Origin of the sequence: Comamonas flocculans (assembly GCF_007954405.1) — a bacterium.
In the GTDB taxonomy this organism is placed as follows: Bacteria; Pseudomonadota; Gammaproteobacteria; order Burkholderiales; family Burkholderiaceae_C; genus Comamonas_C; species Comamonas_C flocculans.
The window spans coordinates 1624410-1643486 of the sequence record NZ_CP042344.1; the positions used below are offsets into that span (position 1 = coordinate 1624410).

At 71.1% G+C, this 19077-nt stretch carries 19 protein-coding genes; 14 read left to right on the forward strand and 5 right to left on the reverse strand.

Annotation, left to right across the window (positions count from 1 at the left end; all coding sequences use genetic code 11):
- Nucleotides 1-88: 88 nt before the first annotated feature.
- A complete protein-coding gene (locus FOZ74_RS07910) occupies nt 89-808 on the reverse strand; it encodes a hypothetical protein (protein WP_146912550.1) in 720 nt (239 codons plus the stop codon).
- A 90-nt stretch (nt 809-898) separates the two neighbouring features.
- Nucleotides 899-2431, reverse strand: coding sequence for a YifB family Mg chelatase-like AAA ATPase (locus FOZ74_RS07915; RefSeq protein WP_146912551.1), 1533 nt, complete (start codon nt 2429-2431; stop codon nt 899-901).
- Between the two features lie 222 nt (nt 2432-2653).
- On the opposite strand from FOZ74_RS07915, the gene glcE reads away from it, so the two are divergent.
- The 3 genes from glcE to FOZ74_RS07930 are packed head-to-tail and all read left to right on the forward strand — an operon-like array spanning nt 2654 to nt 5691.
- The gene (glcE, locus tag FOZ74_RS07920; RefSeq protein WP_146912552.1) at nt 2654-3751 is read left to right on the forward strand and encodes a glycolate oxidase subunit GlcE; all 1098 of its coding nucleotides are present in this window, start codon (nt 2654-2656) and stop codon (nt 3749-3751) included.
- Between the two features lie 3 nt (nt 3752-3754).
- Nucleotides 3755-4993 (forward strand): glycolate oxidase subunit GlcF, encoded by a 1239-nt coding sequence (gene glcF / locus FOZ74_RS07925; protein ID WP_146912553.1) that lies wholly within the window; start codon nt 3755-3757, stop codon nt 4991-4993.
- Nucleotides 4990-5691 (forward strand): ProQ/FinO family protein, encoded by a 702-nt coding sequence (locus tag FOZ74_RS07930; protein WP_146912554.1) that lies wholly within the window; start codon nt 4990-4992, stop codon nt 5689-5691. The genes glcF and FOZ74_RS07930 overlap by 4 nt, the downstream gene beginning before the upstream one ends.
- Nucleotides 5692-5875: 184 nt before the next feature.
- Here FOZ74_RS07930 and FOZ74_RS07935 read toward each other — a convergent pair whose 3' ends face one another.
- The 3 genes from FOZ74_RS07935 to lplT all read right to left on the reverse strand — a co-directional run bounded on the left by FOZ74_RS07935 (nt 5876) and on the right by lplT (nt 9038).
- A complete protein-coding gene (locus tag FOZ74_RS07935) occupies nt 5876-6457 on the reverse strand; it encodes a hypothetical protein (RefSeq protein WP_186764672.1) in 582 nt (193 codons plus the stop codon).
- A gap of 390 nt (nt 6458-6847) precedes the next feature.
- Entirely contained in the window at nt 6848-7726 is an 879-nt protein-coding gene (locus FOZ74_RS07940; RefSeq protein WP_146912556.1) for a DMT family transporter, read from the reverse strand.
- A gap of 49 nt (nt 7727-7775) precedes the next feature.
- On the reverse strand, nt 7776-9038 hold the full coding sequence (gene lplT / locus FOZ74_RS07945; protein ID WP_146912557.1) for a lysophospholipid transporter LplT: 1263 nt from the start codon (nt 9036-9038) through the stop codon (nt 7776-7778).
- A 145-nt stretch (nt 9039-9183) separates the two neighbouring features.
- On the opposite strand from lplT, the gene alr reads away from it, so the two are divergent.
- The 11 genes from alr to FOZ74_RS08000 all read left to right on the forward strand — a co-directional run bounded on the left by alr (nt 9184) and on the right by FOZ74_RS08000 (nt 19045).
- Nucleotides 9184-10281 (forward strand): alanine racemase, encoded by a 1098-nt coding sequence (gene alr / locus FOZ74_RS07950; RefSeq protein WP_146912558.1) that lies wholly within the window; start codon nt 9184-9186, stop codon nt 10279-10281.
- Nucleotides 10282-10301: 20 nt separating this feature from the next.
- Complete coding sequence (locus tag FOZ74_RS07955; protein ID WP_146912559.1) at nt 10302-10829, forward strand: hypothetical protein; 528 nt, start codon at nt 10302-10304, stop codon at nt 10827-10829.
- 133 nt (nt 10830-10962) lie between these two features.
- A complete protein-coding gene (radA, locus tag FOZ74_RS07960) occupies nt 10963-12345 on the forward strand; it encodes a DNA repair protein RadA (protein ID WP_146912560.1) in 1383 nt (460 codons plus the stop codon).
- Nucleotides 12346-12348: 3 nt separating this feature from the next.
- Nucleotides 12349-12762 carry a glycerate kinase gene (locus tag FOZ74_RS07965; RefSeq protein ID WP_146912561.1) on the forward strand — a complete coding sequence of 138 codons (414 nt, stop codon included), beginning with the start codon at nt 12349-12351 and terminating at the stop codon, nt 12760-12762.
- Nucleotides 12763-12801: 39 nt separating this feature from the next.
- Nucleotides 12802-13740 carry a branched-chain amino acid transaminase gene (locus FOZ74_RS07970; RefSeq protein ID WP_146912562.1) on the forward strand — a complete coding sequence of 313 codons (939 nt, stop codon included), beginning with the start codon at nt 12802-12804 and terminating at the stop codon, nt 13738-13740.
- A gap of 5 nt (nt 13741-13745) precedes the next feature.
- Nucleotides 13746-13952 (forward strand): zinc-finger domain-containing protein, encoded by a 207-nt coding sequence (locus FOZ74_RS07975; RefSeq protein ID WP_146912563.1) that lies wholly within the window; start codon nt 13746-13748, stop codon nt 13950-13952.
- A gap of 49 nt (nt 13953-14001) precedes the next feature.
- Nucleotides 14002-15270 carry an O-antigen ligase family protein gene (locus tag FOZ74_RS07980; protein WP_146912564.1) on the forward strand — a complete coding sequence of 423 codons (1269 nt, stop codon included), beginning with the start codon at nt 14002-14004 and terminating at the stop codon, nt 15268-15270.
- 37 nt (nt 15271-15307) lie between these two features.
- Nucleotides 15308-16405: a glycosyltransferase gene (locus tag FOZ74_RS07985; RefSeq protein ID WP_255437823.1), complete on the forward strand. Its 1098-nt coding sequence runs from the start codon at nt 15308-15310 to the stop codon at nt 16403-16405.
- 109 nt (nt 16406-16514) lie between these two features.
- Nucleotides 16515-17528 carry a sensor histidine kinase gene (locus FOZ74_RS07990; RefSeq protein ID WP_186764673.1) on the forward strand — a complete coding sequence of 338 codons (1014 nt, stop codon included), beginning with the start codon at nt 16515-16517 and terminating at the stop codon, nt 17526-17528.
- A gap of 41 nt (nt 17529-17569) precedes the next feature.
- Entirely contained in the window at nt 17570-18379 is an 810-nt protein-coding gene (locus FOZ74_RS07995; protein ID WP_186764674.1) for a hybrid sensor histidine kinase/response regulator, read from the forward strand.
- Between the two features lie 30 nt (nt 18380-18409).
- A complete protein-coding gene (locus tag FOZ74_RS08000) occupies nt 18410-19045 on the forward strand; it encodes a response regulator transcription factor (RefSeq protein ID WP_186764675.1) in 636 nt (211 codons plus the stop codon).
- Nucleotides 19046-19077: the final 32 nt, after the last annotated feature.

A 19077-nucleotide genomic window follows, 5' to 3' on the forward strand; every position in this document is an offset into this window, starting at 1 on the left:
GCGGCTGCTCCGGCGCCTGCAGGCCGGGCGAAGCCAGGAGGCACCCGAAGCCGCCCCGTCGAACGCGATGGCCTGCATCGGCGCCATCCTAGGGGCCGGGCTTGACGGGAACTTCCGCCACCGTCGCGTTGCCCGCCAAGGCGAGTTCGCGCACGCGCGCTGGCCAGTGACCGAAGCCCTCGGGGAAGTCGAAGTCCAGCAGCGCCAGCGCCTCGTCAAAGCGGCCCAGCTCGCGCAGGGCTTCGGCCTTGCTGCAGCGCTTGTGGGGATGCTCTTCATCCAGCAGCCCGATCAATATTTGCAGATTGTGGACATGCAGACCGTTCAGGCGCCGCCCCGTGCTGCCGCGGATGGGGTCGTTGCCGGCCCACCAGAAACGCGTGCGCAGGTATTGGCGCTTGCCCGGCGTGTCCCCCAGGCCGCGGGCCAGCGCGGCCAGATGGTCCATCGCGGACGGATGCAGCGCATACGGCAAATCGTGCCACTCGGCGGGCACCGGTGGCGGAGGGGGCGGGTCGGGACACAGCTCCTGCAGTTCCTTGAAGCCCTCGACATGGCTGAACCAGCGTATCGGCCCAGGCTTGTACGGGCGCTCGATGCGCCCGACCTCCTCGCAGTCGTCAACCCAGAACAGGACGCCTTCCGTCGGATGCTTTCTCAGCGCGTCGTAGAGAGGGCACATCGGCCCGCTGTCCTGGCCGTCGGTCCACAGGGTGGCGCGCAGGAAATTCACCGAAGCGAGGGTCCCCAGGCGCAGCAACTGCTTGCAGCCAGGTGCCTTGATGACGAGCGTGGGGCCGGCTCTCATGTGTTCATTCCCGTGTCAAAAAATGGTTGCGCCCCGCCGCAGCGCGCGGCGGGAGCGGTTGCGTCGGGAGGAGCAGGGGTGCATGGCCCGCTACTTTGCCGACAGCACCCGCCGGTACTGGATGGCCTCGCCCACGTGCGCCACGCCCACGTGCTCAGAGCCGCCCAGGTCGGCGATGGTGCGCGCTACCTTGAGCGCGCGATGGGTGGCGCGCGCCGACCAGGCCAGGCGGGTGGCGGCGGTCTGCAGGAAGCGGCTCGCGGCTTCGTCCAGGCCGGCCGCGTCCTGCAGCGCCTGGCCCGACAACGCCTGGTTGGGCTGGCCCTGGCGCGCGATGGCACGCTGGCGCGCGGCCACCACGCGCGCGCGCACCGCGGCGCTGCTCTCGCCCGGGGGCGCGTCCAGCAGTTCTTCGGCGGGGAGGTGCGGCACTTCCACGTGCAGGTCGATGCGGTCCAGCAGCGGGCCGCTGAGCTTGCCCTGGTAGCGGGCGATCTGCTCGGGCGTGCAGCGGCAGGCGCGCTGGCGCGAACCGGCGAAGCCGCAGGGGCAGGGGTTCATCGCCGCGACGAGCTGAAAGCGCGCCGGGAATTCGGCGCGCTGCGCGGCGCGCGCGATGGTGATGTGGCCGCTTTCCAGCGGCTCGCGCAGGGCTTCGAGCGCGCTGCGCGCGAACTCGGGGAATTCGTCCAGAAACAGCACGCCGTGGTGCGCCAGCGATATCTCGCCCGGCCGCGGGGGCGAACCGCCGCCCACCAGCGCCACCGCGCTGGCGCTGTGGTGCGGGCTGCCGGTGGGCCGGCGCATCCAGCGCGCGGGCGTGAAGCGCCCGGCCAGGCTGGCCAGCGCCGCGCTCTCCAGCGCCTCCTGCACCGTCATCGGCGGCAGGATGGAGGCGAAGCGCTGCGCCAGCATGGACTTGCCCGAGCCGGGCGGGCCGGCCAGCAGCAGCCCGTGGCCGCCGGCGGCGGCGATCTCCAGCGCGCGGCGGGCGGCGGCCTGGCCCTTGACGTCGGCCAGATCCGCGCCGGGCTCGGCGTCGGCGACGGGCGCGGGCAGCACGCGCTGCCAGCCGCTGGGCTCGCCCGCCTGGCCCTCGGCGCCGGGCGGCAGGAACTGCGCCACCACGTCCAGCAGGTGCTCGGCGCCGTAGATTGGCGCGTCGGGCACCAGCGCGGCCTCGCGGGCGCTGTCCAGCGGCAGCACCAGGCGCGCCGCCTCACCCTGGCCGCGCAGCGCCAGCGCGGTGGCCAGCGCGCCGCGCACGCTGCGCAACTGGCCGGACAGCGAGAGCTCGCCGGCAAACTCCCAGCCCGCCAGCCGGTCGGCGGCTATCTGCCCGCTGGCCGCCAGCAGGCCCAGCGCGATCGGCAGGTCGAAGCGCCCGGAGTCCTTGGGCAGGTCGGCCGGCGCCAGGTTGACCGTGATGCGCTTGTTCGACGGGAACTCCAGCCCGCTGTTGAGGATGGCCGCGCGCACGCGCTCGCGCGCTTCCTTCACTTCCACGTCGGCCAGGCCCACCAGCGTGAAGGCCGGCAGGCCGTTGGCCAGGTGCACCTCCACGGTGACGGCGGGTGCGGCCAGGCCCAGCAGGGCGCGGCTTTGGACCAGGGCAAGGCTCATGGGACGGGTTTGTTCAGGGGGTGGCGGCACTGTAGCGGGCGGGGCGGCGCATTGCATGGATATGCGTGAAAGCAACAGGACGGACCAGGCGCCCTGGTTTGCGCGCCCGGCGCCGGCGAGGCGGCGTTGCCGTCCCAAGGGGCCTGCTGCGGGCCCGGCGCGAAACCCGGTGCTGCCGTCCTGCCTGCCACGCAGGCAGGGCGCCGGCGCTACCATGCGCCCATGCCAGACACCCTTGCCCAACTTCAGGACTGCGTGCGCCAGGCGCATGCGCAGCAGACGCCGCTGGCCATCCGGGGTGGTGGCACCAAAGGCTTTCATCCGCTGGGTGCGCCCGCGTCGGGCCAGGCGCTGGACGTGGGCGCGCTCGCCGGCGTGCTGGAGCATGAGCCAACGGAGCTGGTGGTCACCGTGCGCGCCGGCACGCGGGTGGATGAAGTGCAGGCGCTGCTTGCGCGCCACGGCCAGTGCCTGGCCTTCGAGCCGCCGCAGTTCGCACCCGGCGGCACCGTCGGCGGCATGGTGGCCGCGGGCCTGTCGGGGCCGGCGCGCGCCAGCGTGGGTGCGCTGCGCGACTTCGTGCTGGGCGTGGAGCTGCTCAACGGCCAGGGGGAGCTGCTGCGCTTTGGCGGGCAGGTGATGAAGAACGTGGCGGGCTACGACGTCTCGCGCCTCATGGCTGGCAGCTGGGGGCAGCTGGGCGTGATCACCGAAGTGAGCCTGAAGGTGCTGCCCATGGCGCCGGCTGAGGCCACGCTGCGCTTCGAGCTGGACCAGGCCCAGGCGCTCGCGCAACTGCACCGCTGGGGCGGCCAGGCGCTGGCGCTGAACGCCAGCTGCTGGGTGCAGGACGAGGGGCGCGGCGTGCTGTACGTGCGCCTGCGCGGCGCCGCGGCAGCGGTGCGCTCGGCCTGCCAGCAGATGGGCGGTGAGCGCCTGCATGAGGTGCAGGGCGACTGGGACGCCTGCCGCGACCACGGCCTGCCCTGGTTTGCCGCGCGCCGGCCGCAGCATGCGCTGTGGCGCCTGTCGCTGCCGCAGACCGCGCCGGTGCTGGCACTGCCGCCGGGCGTGGATGCGCCGCTGGTCGAATGGCATGGCGGGCTGCGCTGGGTGCAGGCGAGTGCGGCTGCGGGGGAGGCCCTGCGCGCCGCTGCGCGCGCCGTGGGTGGAAGCGCATCGATTTTCAGAGCTGCGGGCGCAGTCGGGGCAAGGGCTGGAGCCGGTTTTGACCCGGAAAACCCCGGCCTGCGGGCCATCCATGAGCGGCTCAAACAGGCTTTCGATCCCGCGGGCATCTTCAACACCGGGAGGGCCTGAGCCATGCAAACCCATCTGTCCGCCGAATTTGCCGGCACGCCCGAGGGCGAGGAGGCCGAAGCCATCCTGCGCAAGTGCGTGCACTGCGGCTTTTGCCTGGCCACCTGCCCGACCTACCAGCTCATGGGCGACGAGCTGGACAGCCCGCGCGGGCGCATCTACCTGATGAAACAGATGCTCGAAGGCCAGGAGCCGAGCGACAAGACCCAGCTGCACCTGGACCGGTGCCTGACCTGCCGCAACTGTGAAACCACCTGCCCCAGCGGCGTGGAGTACGGCAAGCTGCTCGACATCGGCCGGCGCGTGGTCGAAGAGAAAGTGGGGCGCAAACCGGTGGACAAGGCGCTGCGCTGGGCGCTGGCCCAGGGCCTGCCCTCGCCGCTCTTCGCCCCGGCGATGAAGGTGGGGCAGGCGGTGCGCGGCCTTCTGCCGCCGCGCCTGCGCGAGAAGGTGCCGCCGCGCCAGGACGCCGGTGCCTGGCCCACGGCGGCGCATGCGCGCAAGGTGCTGCTGCTGGCCGGCTGCGTGCAGCCGAGCATGGCGCCGGGCATCAACGGCGCCACCGCGCGCGTGCTCGACGCCGCGGGCATCCAGACCCTGGTCGCGCCCAGGGCCGGCTGCTGCGGCGCGGTGAAGTTCCACCTCAACGACCAGGCGGGCGGCAAGGACGAGATGCGCGCCAACATCGACGCCTGGTGGCCGCATCTGGAGAGCGGCGAGGTCGAATGCATCGTGATGAACGCCTCGGGCTGCGGCGTCACCGTCAAGGAATACGGCCACCTGCTGCGCCACGACCCCGAATACGCCGCCCGCGCCGCGAAGGTGAGCGCGGCCACGCGCGACATTTCAGAGCTGCTGCCCGAGCTGGCCGCGCTGCTCAAGGGCAAGGTGCGCGCCGGCGGGCGGCCCTATGCCTGGCACCCGCCGTGCACGCTGCAGCACGGCCAGAAGCTGCGCGGCGGGGTCGAGGCCGGTTTGCGCGCGCTCGGTTTCGAACTGCGCCTGGCGGCCAGCGAGGCGCACCTGTGCTGCGGCTCGGCCGGCACCTATTCGGTGCTGCAGCCCGAGACCGCGCACCAGCTGCGTGACCGTAAACTCGCGCACCTTGCGCAATCTTTCGAGGACCAGCCGCCGCAGGCCATCCTGTCTGCCAACATCGGCTGCATCACCCATCTGCAAAACGGCACCGACATCCCGGTGCGCCACTGGATAGAAGTGCTGGACGAAGCACTCGCGCCATGACCGACGAAACCGCCACCGACACCGCCCCGGCCACGCCAGCCGACAGTACCGACACAGCCGGCGCGCCCTCCGCCGCCGCCAAGGCCGCCCGCCGGCCCGCGCGCACGCCGCCCGCCCTGATGGCGCAGCTGGCGCAGTGGCATCCGCGCCTGTTCGGCGAGCGGCCGCTGCCGCTCAAGCGCGGCATCTTCCAGGACCTGATGGCCGCGCATGCGCCCGACAAGGACGAGCTCAAGCAGGCGCTGGCCTGGCACACGCGCTCCACCCGCTACCTCGTGGCCATGGCCAGCGGCCAGCCGCGCCACGACCTGCAGGGCAAGGTAGTGGAGCCGGTCGCGCCGGAGCACCTGTACCAGGCGCTCGTCGAGGTGTTTCGCCGCCGCCAGCGGCGCAGCCAGGAAGACCTGGGGCCGCAGTTGCGCCAGCGCATCGTGCGCGCCTACGAAGCCTCGGGCCTGACGCGCGAGGCCTATGCCGAGCGCGTGCGCGGCCCGCGCGCCGGTGCCGACGCCGACCTTGATGCCGCGCTGGCCCAAGCGGGCGAACACGACGCGCGCGCCGAGGCGCTGCTGCGCGCCTTCGAGGCCGCGGGCAGTGAGCTGCCCCGCTTTGCCGCCGACTACGGCCTGGCGCTGCCGCTGGTGCAGCGCCAGCTGGCCCGCGCGCGCCAGCTGCGCACCCTCGGCCAGCCGGCCTGATGCGGCTTCGCAAGCAAAAAGACAACTGCGTTGCCTCGCCTTGCCGTACCAGGTGTATTGCCTGCGGCTGCGCGCCCATGAAAAAAGGGCATGCAGCCCCTGCTGCATGCCCTTGGCATTTCTCTCTTGCGCCGGCCGGCGGCTGCGTCCCTGGTCGAGGCCCGGGTCGCGCCGCGCCGTGGCCTCAGGAAAGATTGCCGCTTTGCACGTGAAAACCGCTGGCCAGCGCCTCGCGGGTGCTGGCGCGCACCTCGGCGCGGCTCAGCGCGCTGGCGGGCAGCGCCGCCTGCCGTGCGGTGAACTCACCGGCGGCGGGCGCGGCGCCCAAGGCATGGCTGCGCACCTCGGCCCGCGCCAGCGTGCTGGCGTTCATCGGCGCCTGGGCCAGGGGCAGGTTGCCCGCGGCCGGCCGGGTTTGCAGCGCCAGCGGCGTCGCCACCGAGGCGCGCGCCTTCACGCTGGCGCTGGCCGGCAGCGCGATGCCAAAGGGCGCAAGGCCGGCCGCGGGCTTGTGCGCCACGGCTTCGCTGCGCACCTGCTGGCGCGTCAGCACGCTGGTGGCCAGCTGCAGCGGGGCGGCGGGCAGTTCGCCGGCCAGGGGCGCCTCATGCGCGGCTTGTGCCCGCACCTCGGCGCGCTGCAGCTGGCTGGCCACGGGCAGGCTGTCGAACTGGAAGAAGGGGCCTTCGCCCGCGGCCGGGCCGGCGGCCAGGGCGCTGCCCGAAAGCACCAGGCCAGCGGCCAGAGCGGTGAGGGTGTGGTTCATGCGGATCATTTTTTTCTCCTGAGACAAAACGGTTCAAACAGGGCGCCCGGGCTGTCGCAAAAGCGGCTGCGGCCTGATCGCCTTCTTACGGAGCACCTTGGTTGCGTCCTCCGATGCCTCGTAGTTTCAGGGTTAACCCTGGTTAAAAAAAGACCCTGAAACGAATTACATTGTTTCGTCTATGGAAACAATAAACCGACCTGCACTTGCGTCGGGCCTTGCGCGTGGGGCAGCGCCGGGGTGCGCAGCGGTCGCGCAGGCGCACCGGAAGGCGCATGCCGTGCGCAGGGAAGCGCCACGGAAGCGCCGTGGAAGGGGTAGGGAGGTAGCACGGATGCCGTGCCCGGCCCCGCGGCGGTGCAACGCGGCCCGCCGCGGCGGGCGCGGGCTTCAGCGGCGCGCCTGCAGCGCCGCCAGCAGCGAGGCCGAGACGATCAAGGCCCCGCCGGCCCAGGTGCGCAGCGTCGGCTGGGCCGCGCCGGCCGCCACCGACGAGGCGCTGGCAAACAGCACCTCGCACAGCATGACCAGCGCCGTCGTGCCCGCGGGCAGGCGGGTGGCGCCGTACTGCAGCGCCCAGTTGGCCAGCATCAGCGCCCCGGCCCACACCAGCAGCGGCACCAGCCAGGCGGCGTTGGCGCCGGGCAGCGCGGGCACGGCGCCCAGGCCCTGGCCGGCCGCGGCCGCCAGGCCCCCCAGCAGCGCGCCGCCGGCAAACATGGCCAGCACGCGCGCCTGCGTGGGTTCGTCGCGCAGGCGGCGCAGCGTGACGTTGGTGGCGGCGAACATGAAGCCGCCCAGCAGCGCCAGCGCATCGGCCAGCGAAAAGCCGCGGGTGAAGTGCGCCAGCTCGCCGTCCGCCGGCCAGAGCACCAGCACCACGCCGGCAAACGCCAGCAGCAGGCGCGCCATCGCGCCGCGCGTGGGCCGCTCGCCCAGAAAGCGCCAGGCCAGCAGGATGGACCAGGCGGGCATCAGGTAGAACAGGATGACCACGCGCACCACGTCGCCTATGGTCACCGCCCAGTTGAAGCCGACGTTGGTCAGCCCCGCCACCAGCACCAGCAGCCACAGGCCGGGTGCGCGCAGCAGCTGGCGCAGCGCGCCGGGGCGCAGCAGCAGCAGCGTGAGGGTGATGAGCGCGAACATCGCGGCGATGGCCCACAGCGGGTGCAGGCCGGCCTCGTACATGCGGCGCAGCGGCCACCAGGAAACGCCCCAGATCAGGGCATTGCACAGCAGGGCGAAAACGGGCAGGGACTTGTGCATGAAAACTGCCGCAAACGCAAGATTGTCATGCGCTTGCAGCTATGAAAAATCATTTGTCGCGCCGGGCGATCACCTTCAGGCGCGACATCTCTTCGCGGTAGGCGCGCAAATTCCAGGCGTACCAGCGCTGGATCAGCCACATCACCAGCGTCACCGTCGCGCCGAAGGCGGTGACGGCGCCGAAGGCCGACAGGCCCCAGCTGCTGGCGATGCTGTAGGCCGCGCCCATCAGCAGGATGGCCAGCTGTTCGTTGAAGTTCTGCACCGCGATGGAGCGCCCCGCCCCCATGAGGTGGTGGCCGCGGTGCTGCAGCAGCGCATTCATCGGCACCACCAGGAAGCCGCCCAGCGCACCCATGAAGACCAGGAAGGGCACGGCCACCCAGATGCTGTCGATCAGGTTCATCGCCATCACCAGCACGCCCATGCCTATGCCCCAGGGGATCACGCGCGGCGCGCGGTCCAGGCGGATGCGCAGCGAGGCGAACACCGCGCCGCTGGCCGTGCCCAGCGCCACCACGCCCACCAGCGCCGCGGCCTTGGTGGTGCCATAGCCCAGCGCCGCCGCCGCCCAGGCCAGCACCACGTAGCGCAGGTTGCCCGACACGCCCCAGAACAGCGTGGTGGAGGCCAGCGAGATCTGCCCCAGCTTGTCGCGCCACAGGCGCCGGTTGCATTCGCGAAAGTCGGGCAGCAGCGCCAGCGGGTTGCGCGGCATCGGCCGGCGGCGCGTGCGCGTCAGCGGGATGTGCAGGTTGAACCAGGCGGCCAGCAGGTAGACCGGGATCAGCGCGAAGATGGCGCCTTCGGCCGGCAGTTCGATGCCCGGCCACTGCCCGGCCAGCAGCAGCTCGGACACCTCGGGCGCGACCAGCTGGCCGCCCAGCACCACGCCCAGGATGATGGAGGCTATCGTCAGCCCCTCTATCCAGCCGTTGGCCTTGACCAGCCGCGAGGCCGGCAGCAGCTCGGTGAGGATGCCGTACTTGGCCGGCGAATACGCCGCCGCGCCCAGGCCCACCACGCCGTAGGCCAGCAGCGGGTGCGAGCCGGCGAGCATCAGCACGCAGCCCAGCGCCTTGACGGCATTGCTGTAGAACATCACCCGCCCCTTGGGCAGCGAGTCGGCGAACGCGCCCACCCAGGGCGCGAGCAGCACGTAGAACAGCGCGAACATCGGCACCAGCGCCGCCGCCTGCCAGGGGGGCGCGCCGTCGGTGCGCAGCAGTTCCACGGCCACGACGAACAAGGCGTTGTCTGCCAGCGAGCTGAAGAACTGCGCCGACATGATGGTGTAGAAACCGCGCTTCATCAGGAGTTGGCAGACCGCCCCGGCCGGGGGGGCGAAGTAGAACTTGGGGAACTCCGTGGAGCGACGCGCGGGTTTATATCACGCAGCACCCGGCGCAGCCGGTGCGAGAATGCCCGCGCTTTTGCCCCGTTGCCCCTGGATAGACATGCCACGCCCCATCCTAGCGACCATTCACCTCGGCGCGCTGCGCCACAACCTTGCAGCCGCGCGCGAGCGTGCCCGGGGCGCGCGCGTCTGGGCCGTGGTCAAGGCCAATGCCTACGGCCACGGCATCGCCCGGGTGTTCGATGCGCTGCGCGGCGCCGACGGCTTTGCGCTGCTGGACCTGGCCGAGGCACAGCTGCTGCGCGAGCTGGGCTGGCGCGGGCCCATCCTGCTGCTGGAGGGCGTGTTCGAGCCGCGCGACCTGGAGCTGTGCTCGCGCCTGTCGCTGTGGCACGCGGTGCACACCGATGCGCAGATCGACTGGCTCGGCCAGCACAAGACGCAGGCGCCGCACCACGTCTTCCTCTTGATGAACTCGGGCATGAACCGCCTGGGTTTTGCCCCCGGGCGCTATCGCGGCGCCTGGGCGCGGCTGAACGCGCTGGCGCAGGTCGACGAGATCACGCTGATGACGCATTTTTCCGACGCCGACGGCGCGCGCGGCATCGCCCACCAGGTGGCCGCCTTCGAGGCCGTCACGCGCGACCTGCCCGGCGGGCGCAGCCTGAGCAACAGCGCCGCGCTGCTGCGCCATGCGCACGACGCCGCGGTGCGCGCCGACTGGGTGCGCCCCGGCATCATGGTCTATGGCAGCGCGCCCGACTTTCCCGAGCACGACCTGCAGCACTGGGGCCTGCAGCCGGGCATGACGCTGGCCGCGCGCGTCATCGGCGTGCAGCAGCTGCAGGCGGGCGACAGCGTGGGCTACGGCTCCACCTTCATTGCCGAGCGGCCCATGGTGGTCGGCACCGTCGCCTGTGGCTATGCCGACGGCTACCCGCGCCACGCAGCCACCGGCACGCCGGTGCTGGTCGACGGCGCGCGCAGCCGCACGCTGGGGCGCGTGAGCATGGACATGCTGGCCGTGGACCTCACCGCCCTGCCCGGCGCCGGCCTGGGCAGCGAGGTGACGCTGTGGGGGCGCGCCGCCAGCGGCGCCGTGCTGGCCGTGGAAGAAGTGGCCGCCGCCGCCGGCACCATAGGCTACGAACTGCTGTGCGCGCTGGCGCCGCGCGTGCCGGTGCTGGTGCAGGACTGACGGGCGCGAGGGTCTGCGCCATGCCCGCCCCGCGCAGCCGCTGGAGCGTCTTGCGCCTGCAGCGCCGGGCGCTGGAGCAGGATCTGCGCCGCCGCCACAGCCTGCGCCTGCACGGCTGGCTGATCGGCGCCCTCACGCTGGCGCTCACCTGGGGCGGTTCGGCGCTGCTGCGCCAGGCGGGCGTGCACAGCCTGGCGCTGCGCTACCTGCTGGCGCTGGCCGTGGGCTATGGCGCCTATCTGCTGGTGCTGCGCTGCTGGGCGCTGTGGCTGCTGCGGCCGGCCAGCGCTGGCCGCGTGCGGGCAGGTGACGCGCTGGACGCGGCCGAAACCGGCGTGGATGCGGCCCAGGGGCTGCGCGCGCTGCTGCCCGAGGCGCAGGGCGGCGACGCGGCGCAGGGCGCGGCCCAGCTTGGCGAGGCGCTGGGCCTGGCCGGCGCGGTGGACGAAGGCGCCGTGGCCCTGGGCGCGGCGGTGGACCACTGGCTGCCCCAGGCGCGCAGCCTGCCCGAGGCGCTGCGGGCGCTGCACCTTGCGGCACCACGATAGATATTATCAAAAACAATAGCTTTTAGCGCTCGTGTAGCAATGATCTCGGGTATTTTTATATCTGAAAACCTTGGTGGACAATCGCTGAAAGCTATCAATTCATTGATCCTTCCCCGGGCGGCTAGCATCGGTCATGGCCAAGGAAAAGACCCTCTACACCTGCAATGAGTGCGGCGCCAGCAGCCCGCGCTGGCTGGGCAAATGCCCCGGCTGCGGCGCCTGGAACACGCTGGTGGAAACGGCCGCCGAGGCTGCCGGCGCGGGCAAGAACCGCCTGGGCGGCGCGTCGTACGCGGGCCTGGCGCCGGCGCAGCAGGTCGTGCCGCTGTCCAGCATCGAGGCGACCGAAGTCGCGCGCACGGCCACCGGCATCGCCGAGCTGGACCGGGTGCTGGGCGGCGGCATCGTCGAGGGCGGCGTGGCGCTGATCGGGGGCGATCCGGGCATAGGCAAGTCCACGCTGCTGCTGCAGGCGCTCGACGCGCTGCAGCGCCTGGGCCTGCCGGTGCTCTACGTGAGCGGCGAGGAAAGCGGCGCCCAGGTGGCGCTGCGCGCGCGCCGCCTGGGCCTGGCGGCCAGCGGCGTGCAGGTGCTGGCCGAAATCCAGCTGGAAAAAATCCTCGCCACCGTCGATGCGGTGCAGCCCGCCGTCTGCGTGATCGACTCCATCCAGACGATGTATTCGGACCAGCTCGCCAGCGCCCCCGGCAGCGTTGCCCAAGTGCGCGAATGCGCGGCCCACCTCACGCGCCTGGCCAAGGCCAGCGGCATCGCGGTGGTGCTGGTCGGCCACGTCACCAAGGAAGGCGCCATCGCCGGCCCGCGCGTGCTCGAGCACATGGTGGACACGGTGCTGTACTTCGAGGGCGACACGCATTCGAGCTTTCGTCTGGTGCGCGCGATCAAGAACCGCTTTGGCGCGGTGAACGAGATCGGCGTCTTCGCCATGACCGAACACGGCCTCAAGGGCGTATCCAACCCGAGCGCAATTTTCTTGAGCCAGCACAGCGAACCCGTGCCCGGCTCCTGCGTGCTCGTCACGCTGGAAGGCACGCGCCCGCTGCTGGTGGAAATCCAGGCCCTGGTCGATGGCGGTGGCCCCAGTCCGCGGCGGTTGTCCGTCGGTCTGGACCGCGACCGCCTGGCCATGCTGCTGGCCGTGCTGCATCGGCACGCGGGCGTGGCCTGCTTTGACCAGGACGTGTTCGTCAACGCCGTGGGCGGCGTGCGCATAGGCGAGCCGGCGGCCGACCTGGCGGTGCTGCTGGCCATCACCTCCAGCCTGCGCGCCAAGCCCCTGCCCAAGGGTTTCTTCGCCTTTGGCGAGGTGGGCCTGGCCGGCGAGGTGCGACCGGCCCCGCGCGGGCAGGAGCGGCTCAGGGAGGCCGCCAAGCTCGGCTTCACCGTCGCCGTCGTGCCCAAGGCCAATGCACCCAAGAAACCCATTGCGGGCCTGAGCATCCACGCCGTGGACCGCGTGGAGCAGGCCCTGGACGCGGTGCGCACCCTCGCCTGAGCCATGGCGCTGCGCCGCTTTGCCGCCCCGCTGGCGCTGGCCGCGCTGATCGCGCTGTGCTGGCGCGCCTGGGGCTGGCCTGGCGTGCTGGCCGGCGCGGGCGGCGCGCTGCTGTGGCTGCTGCTGCACTTCACGCGCCTTATGCACGTCATGCGCCGCGCGGCGGCGCGCCCCATGGGCACGGTGGCCAGCGCGGTGATGCTGCATTCCCGCCTGCGCCGCGGGGTCAATCTGCTGCATGTGGTGGCGCTTGCGCAGGCGCTGGGCGAGCGCCTGGGCGCCGAGGGCGAGCAGCCCGAGCGCTGGGCCTGGCGCGACGCTGGCGGCGCGCGCGTGGTCTGCGAATTCTCCGCCGGGCGCCTGACGCACTGGCACATCGAGCGCGCCGAAACCGGCGCCAGCCCGCGCGGATCGTAGAATGCCCGGTTATTCTGATTCAGTTTACAGGGGATACAGATGAGTTCCACAGCTCCTTCGCTCGCTGATCGTGACGGAAAGATCTGGATGGATGGCCAGATGGTCGATTGGCGCGACGCCAGGATCCACGTGCTCACCCACACGCTGCACTACGGCTGCGGCGCCTTCGAAGGCGTGCGCGCCTACGAGGCCGAGGGCGGCACCGCCATCTTCCGCCTGCACGAGCACACCCAGCGCCTGTTCAACAGCGCCAAGATCCTGCGCATGCACATCCCCTTCAGCATCGAGCAGGTCAACGAGGCGCAACGCGAGGTAGTGCGCGCCAACCAGCTCAAGTCCTGCTACCTGCGCCCGCTCATCTGGATCGGCGACAAGAAGCTGGGCGTCTCGCCCAAGGGCAACGACATCCACATCATGGTGGCCGCCTGGGCCTGGGGCGCCTACCTGGGCGAAGAGGGCATGAACAAGGGCATCCGCGTCAAGACCAGCAGCTACACGCGCCACCACGTCAACATCACCATGACGCAGGCCAAGACGGTGAGCAACTACACCAACTCCATCCTGGCCAACATGGAAGCCACCGACGACGGCTACGACGAGGCCATCCTGCTGGACAACGCCGGTTTCGTGAGCGAAGGCTCGGGCGAGAACGTCTACATCGTCAAGGACGGCGTGGTCTATACCCCCGACCTGTCGGCCGGCGCGCTCAACGGCATCACGCGCAACACCGTGCTGCACATCTGCAAGGATCTGGGAATCGAGGTGGTGCAAAAGCGCATCACGCGCGACGAGTGCTACATCGCCGACGAAATGTTCTTCAGCGGCACCGCCGCCGAGATCACCCCGATCCGCGAATACGACCGGCTGCAGATCGGCGCCGGCGCGCGCGGCCCCATCACCGAGAAGATCCAGGCGGCCTTCTTCGACATCGTGGGCGGGCGCAACGCCAAGTACGCCCACTGGCTCACCCGGGTCTGAACGCCATGCCCGAAACCATCGTCGAGCTGCTCGCCAAGGACCTGGACGGCAACGGCGGCATCCATTGCCCCAGCCCCAAGGCCGATATGCAACTGTGGAACGGCCACCCGCGCGTGTTCCTGGAGATCGCGCGCCAGCACCAGGCGCGCTGCCCCTACTGCAGCACCATCTACCGGCTCAAGGAGGGCGAGGTTTTCAAGGGTGGGCACTGATGGCGGCCACGGGCCGTGCTTTCGGGGCACGGCACTGGACAGGCCCTGAGTGCAATTGCGTCCCCTGAGCGCATCGGCGCTGCGCCCCGTCGATCTGGCGGTCTGGGCGCTGCTGGCGCTGTCGGTGAGCGTGCGCTCGGGCTATTCCATCGGCGCTTTCATGCTGCTGCTGGTCGGGCTGTGGCGCTGGCCCGCGCTGCTGCGCGGCGAGCTGGCCGTGCCGCGCGCCATGGCGCAATGGGCCGCGGCCATCGTGCTGATGGCACTGGCATGGACCATGCACATCGTGGAGGACGGGCAGCTCATCACCAGCACCTTGGGGTTGGACCGGGTCAGCAAATACTGGATGGTGCTGCTGCTGCTGCCGGCGTTACTCGCGCGCGTGCCGGCCACCTGGGCGCTGTTCTGGGGCTGCGTGCTGGGCGCCATCGGCGCCGGGCTGACCGCCCTGTGGCAGACCGCCGGCCTGGACTGGCCGCGCGCGCAGGGCTATACCAATGCGATCCAGTTCGGCAACCTCGCGCTGCTGCTTGGCCTTTGGTGCAGCATCTGGGCGCTGCACGTGCCGCAGCGCGCGTGGCGCGCGCTCGCCTGGCTGGGTGCGGCCATGGGCCTGCTGGCCAGCGTTGCCTCGGGCACGCGCGGCGGCTGGGTGGTGCTGCCCCTGTGCCTGCTGCTGGTGCTCTACCTGGGCCTGCCGCGCGCGGGCGGCAGTCGCTGGGCGCCACTGGCCCGGGCGCTGGGTTTCACGCTGATGCTCTGTCTGCCCCTGGTCTTCATCTCGCCGGTGCACGAGCGCATACAGCTGGCGGTCTCGGAACTGGCCGCATCTGCGATCGAGGGCGAAGGTACTTCCATAGGGCTGCGGTTGGCAGAATGGCGGTTCGCCTGGCGCCAGGGCGCGGCGCACCCATGGTGGGGCGTCGGCCAAAAAGGCTATGAGACGGCTCAACAGGCCGCCGTGGCAAGCGGGGAGGCGCCGGCGGAGATGGTCATGCTCAACCACGCACACAATGAATGGCTGGACCTGTTTGCCAAGCGCGGCCTGCCCGGCGTGATCGCATTGCTGGTCTTCTTCGGCCTGCCTGCCTGGTGGTTCTGGCAGGCCCTCAAGCGGCGGGACCGCGCTGCCCCGGTGCCGTCGGCGCAGCGGGCCGCCGCGCTGTGCGGGCTGGTGACGGTGCTGGGTTTTGCCGGTTTTGGCGCCACGCAGGTGATGTTTGCGCACAACAACGGCAACCTGATGTACCTGCTGTCGGTGTCGATATGGCTCGCGGCCAGCGGCATGGGCCTGCGGCACAATCGCGGCGCCGACTGATGCCCGCCGCCGCTGGCGCGCCGACCGGACCCTGCCCATGGACCAGCCTTCCCCACCCAATGGCGCACCGCCGCTGCGCGTGCTGCACTTCGTCTCCGGCGGTTTCTCTGGTGCCACCCAGGTGGCCATAGACCTGTGCGGGCCGCAGTCGGGCCAGCAGACCTTTCTGGTGCTCCGGCGCCGCTCCGTCGACCCGGCGCCGCGCATGGCGCAGCTGCGCGCGCAAGGCATAGAGGTCGCCGTGGTGCCGCGCTGGCCGCACCTGGCGACCATCGTCGCCCTCGCGCGGCTGTGCCGCGCCTGGAAGCCCGACGTGCTGGTTGCCCACGGTTTCAGCGAACACCTCTGGGGCCGCTACGCTGGGCTGGTGGCCGGGGTGGCGCGCCTCATCCAGGTGGAGCACAACACGCGCGAGCGCTATGGCTGGTGGCGGCTGCGACAGTCGCTGTGGCTGGCGCGGCGCACGGAGCGCATCATCGGCGTCTCGCGCGCGGTGCGCGACGCGCTGGTGCGCCGCGGCCACCCGGCGCACAAGTGCACGGTGGTGCTCAACGGCATCGACCTGGCGCGTTGGACGGCGAGCCTGCCCTGGCACGAGCGCGAGAACGCCATCGTCATGCCGGCGCGCTTTGCCGCGCAGAAAGACCACCTCACGCTGATCCGCGCGGCCGCGCGCCTGGCCGAGCTGGGTTTCAAGCCGACCATCTATCTCGCGGGCGAGGGCAGGTCCTCATGGCGTCGGCGTGCGCAGCATCTGGCGGCGCGTCTGGGTCTGCGCGAGCAGGTGCGCTTTCTCGGCCACGTGCCCGAGCTGCCGGCGCTGCTGGGCCGGGTGAAGTTCTGCGTGCTCAGCAGCCACTACGAAGGCCTGGGCCTGGGCCTGATCGAAGGCATGGCCAGCGGCTGCTGCGGCGTCGGCACGGACGTCGAGGGCATTCAGGAGGTGCTCGCCGACGGCGAGACGGGTTTTCTCGTGCCGCACAAGGATGCCGATGCGCTGGCGCGCCGGCTTGCCGCCCTGCTGCAAGACGATGCGCTGGCGCAGCACGTGGCGGCTGCCGGCCAGCAGCACGTGCAGCAAACCTTCAGTCGCGAGCGCATGCGCGAAGAGTACCTGGCGTTTTTTCGCGGCTGAGAACTTGCAACGCAGCGCCGCGTTGGGCGGCGACCTGGCGTGAATGCGAGAAGGGTGGATGGGCGGCCGACTGCCCTATCATCCCCGCGCATCCGCTTCCTGCGTTGCCATGCCGTCCGCTGCCTCGCCCCAGCCCACTGCCGCCGCGCGCTGGCCGGGGCGGCCGTGGGCGCATCTGCGCCAGTTCCCCATCGTCAGCGACGACCCGATCGAACAGCACAAGCTGGAGCGCCAGGTCGCCGCACTCTTGATGGACGGGGTGCGCACCTCCATGCGCGCCACCTTGCTGGCGGTCTGGCTGGTGGCCGGTTTGCTGGTCTCCTTTGTCGATTGGCTGTGGGCCTGGGGGCCGGCGCTGGCGATCAGCGCACTGGCCATCGAACGCTGGTTCTTCCAGCGCCGCATTTCGGCCCGGCTGGCGTCTGGCGACAGCCTGCAAGCCACCTGGCCCTTCTCGCTGCTGTGGCGCATGGCCTTGATGGGCGTCGCGTTTGGCACCTGGACGCACGGGCCCATCATGTCGTCCGACCCGCTGGCCATGCTGTACGCTCTTTCGCTGGCGGTCATTGTCTCGGCGGTGGTCATGACGCAGTACTGCCTCTGGCAGCCAGCCGTCTGGGCCATCACCGCGCCGCTGATGCTCGGCCTGGCGGCCCAGTTGCTGTGGATCGGCCAGCGCACGCCAGGGTTTGGCCACGCCGTCATCGCCGCGTACATGGTGATCCTGTGGTGGGTGCTGCTGCGCGCCACGCAGCGTTTCTCGCGTGCCATGCTCGACGATCTGGTCACTCGCCTGCGCAACGAGTCCCTGGTGGCCGAGCTGGACCAGCGCCGCGTGCAGGCCGAAGCCGCCAGCCATGCCAAGACCCGTTTTCTGGCCGCCGCCAGCCACGACCTGCGCCAGCCAGTGCACGCCATGCAGCTGCTCGGCGCCGCGCTGGGCGAGCAACTCGCCGGAACGCGCCAGGCGCCGCTGATGCGGCAGATGAACACCGGGGTCGCCCAGTTTTCCGAACTGGTCGACGAAATCATGGATCTGGCGCACATCGATGCCCAGGCCATCCAGGCCCATCTGATGCCGACGCCCTTGCGCACCATGCTGGCGCGCGCGGAGGCGGCCTGACGCTGTGGCTGCGCACGCCCCGGCACGGCACCCTGCCCGCCGTGCTGGCCGACCCCGCCCTGCTGTGGCGTGTGCTGGGCAATCTGCTGTCCAACGCCTTGCGCTACACCCAGACGGGCGGCGTCATGCTGGCCGTGCGCCGCGCCCGTACCGCCAGCGGCTTGCCCGCCTGGCGCTTCGAGGTCCGCGACAGCGGCCCCGGCATTGCCGCGCTCCATCGCGCCACCGTGTTCGACGAGTTCTATCGCGCGCACGACGACGACCGTACCCATCTGAACAAGGGCCACTGCCTGGGCCTGGCAGTGGCCCAGCGCATGGCCGCCCGGATGGGCACGCGCGTGCTTTTGCACCCGGCCAGCGAGCGGGGTCGCGGCTGCGTGTTCTCCATCACCTTGCCACGTGCCGACCTCACCGCCACCGTGCCCGCCGAACCCGCGCAAGCCGCGCCTTTGCAGCGCACCATGCTGCCACCCGGCCTGCACGTTCTGGTGGTCGACGACGACCCGGCCGCGCGGCTGGCCCTGAGCACCCTGCTGCAGGGCTGGGGCGTGCGGGCCACGATCTGCGCCGGCCTGGAGCAGGCGCAGGCGGCCCTGCCGCAGACCGGCCTTGCCGACACGCTACATGTGCACGGCCTCATCACCGATCATTGGCTGGGGCAGGGCAGGCGCTCGCATGAGGTGCTCGATTGGGCGCGGCAGCGCTGGCCCGGTCTGGCCGCCGCGGTCGTCAGCGGCGGCGCCAGCAGCCAGGATGTCGACGCCATCACCCGGCACGGCGCCCGCTTCTGGCGCAAACCCCTCAAGCCCGACACCCTGCACACCTGGTTGGCCCAGTTGCCTCGTTCGTAAGTGCGTCTTCACGATCCGGAAATGCCAAGCATGCAAACCACGCCAATCCGCATCCTGCTGGCCGACGACCACGAAATCGTGCGCGTAGGGCTGGCCGCGCAGCTGGGCCTGCTGGGCTGCTACGAATTCGTTCACGCCTGGAGCCTGACCACCCTGCTGCAGGCCGCCGCCCAACCACCGGGTTGCGACCTCGCCATCGTCGACGTCTACATGCCGGGCATGGGCGCCGGGCAGGGTTTGGCCAGCCTGTGTGAAGCCCATCCCCATCTGCCGCTCATCATCCTCAGCGGCGCCAGCACCCTGCCGCACGCCAGCCAGTGGCGGCGCTGGCCCAGCGTGCGCGCCATCCTGCACAAATCCGGCCCGCTGGATGGGCTGCGCGCCGCCATCGATCTGGCGCTGGCTGGAGCCGCGCCGTCGCCAGCCTCCATCGCGCTGCCCGCGCCCGATGTCTGGGGTCATCTCGACGCACTGGCCGCCTTGTCGGCGCGGGTCGCGCGCGTGGCGCGTCTGGCCGCGCAGGGCCTGTCCAACGCCCAGATCGCGGGCGAGCTGGGGCTGTCCGAAGGCTCGGTCAAGCAATACCTCAAGCAAGCCTTTCGCGAGCTTGGCGTGATGAACCGCACCCAGCTTTCCTTGCTGCTGAACACCACGCCCATGCCATAGCGTGGCGAGACCTGAAGCCGATTCAGGCCCGA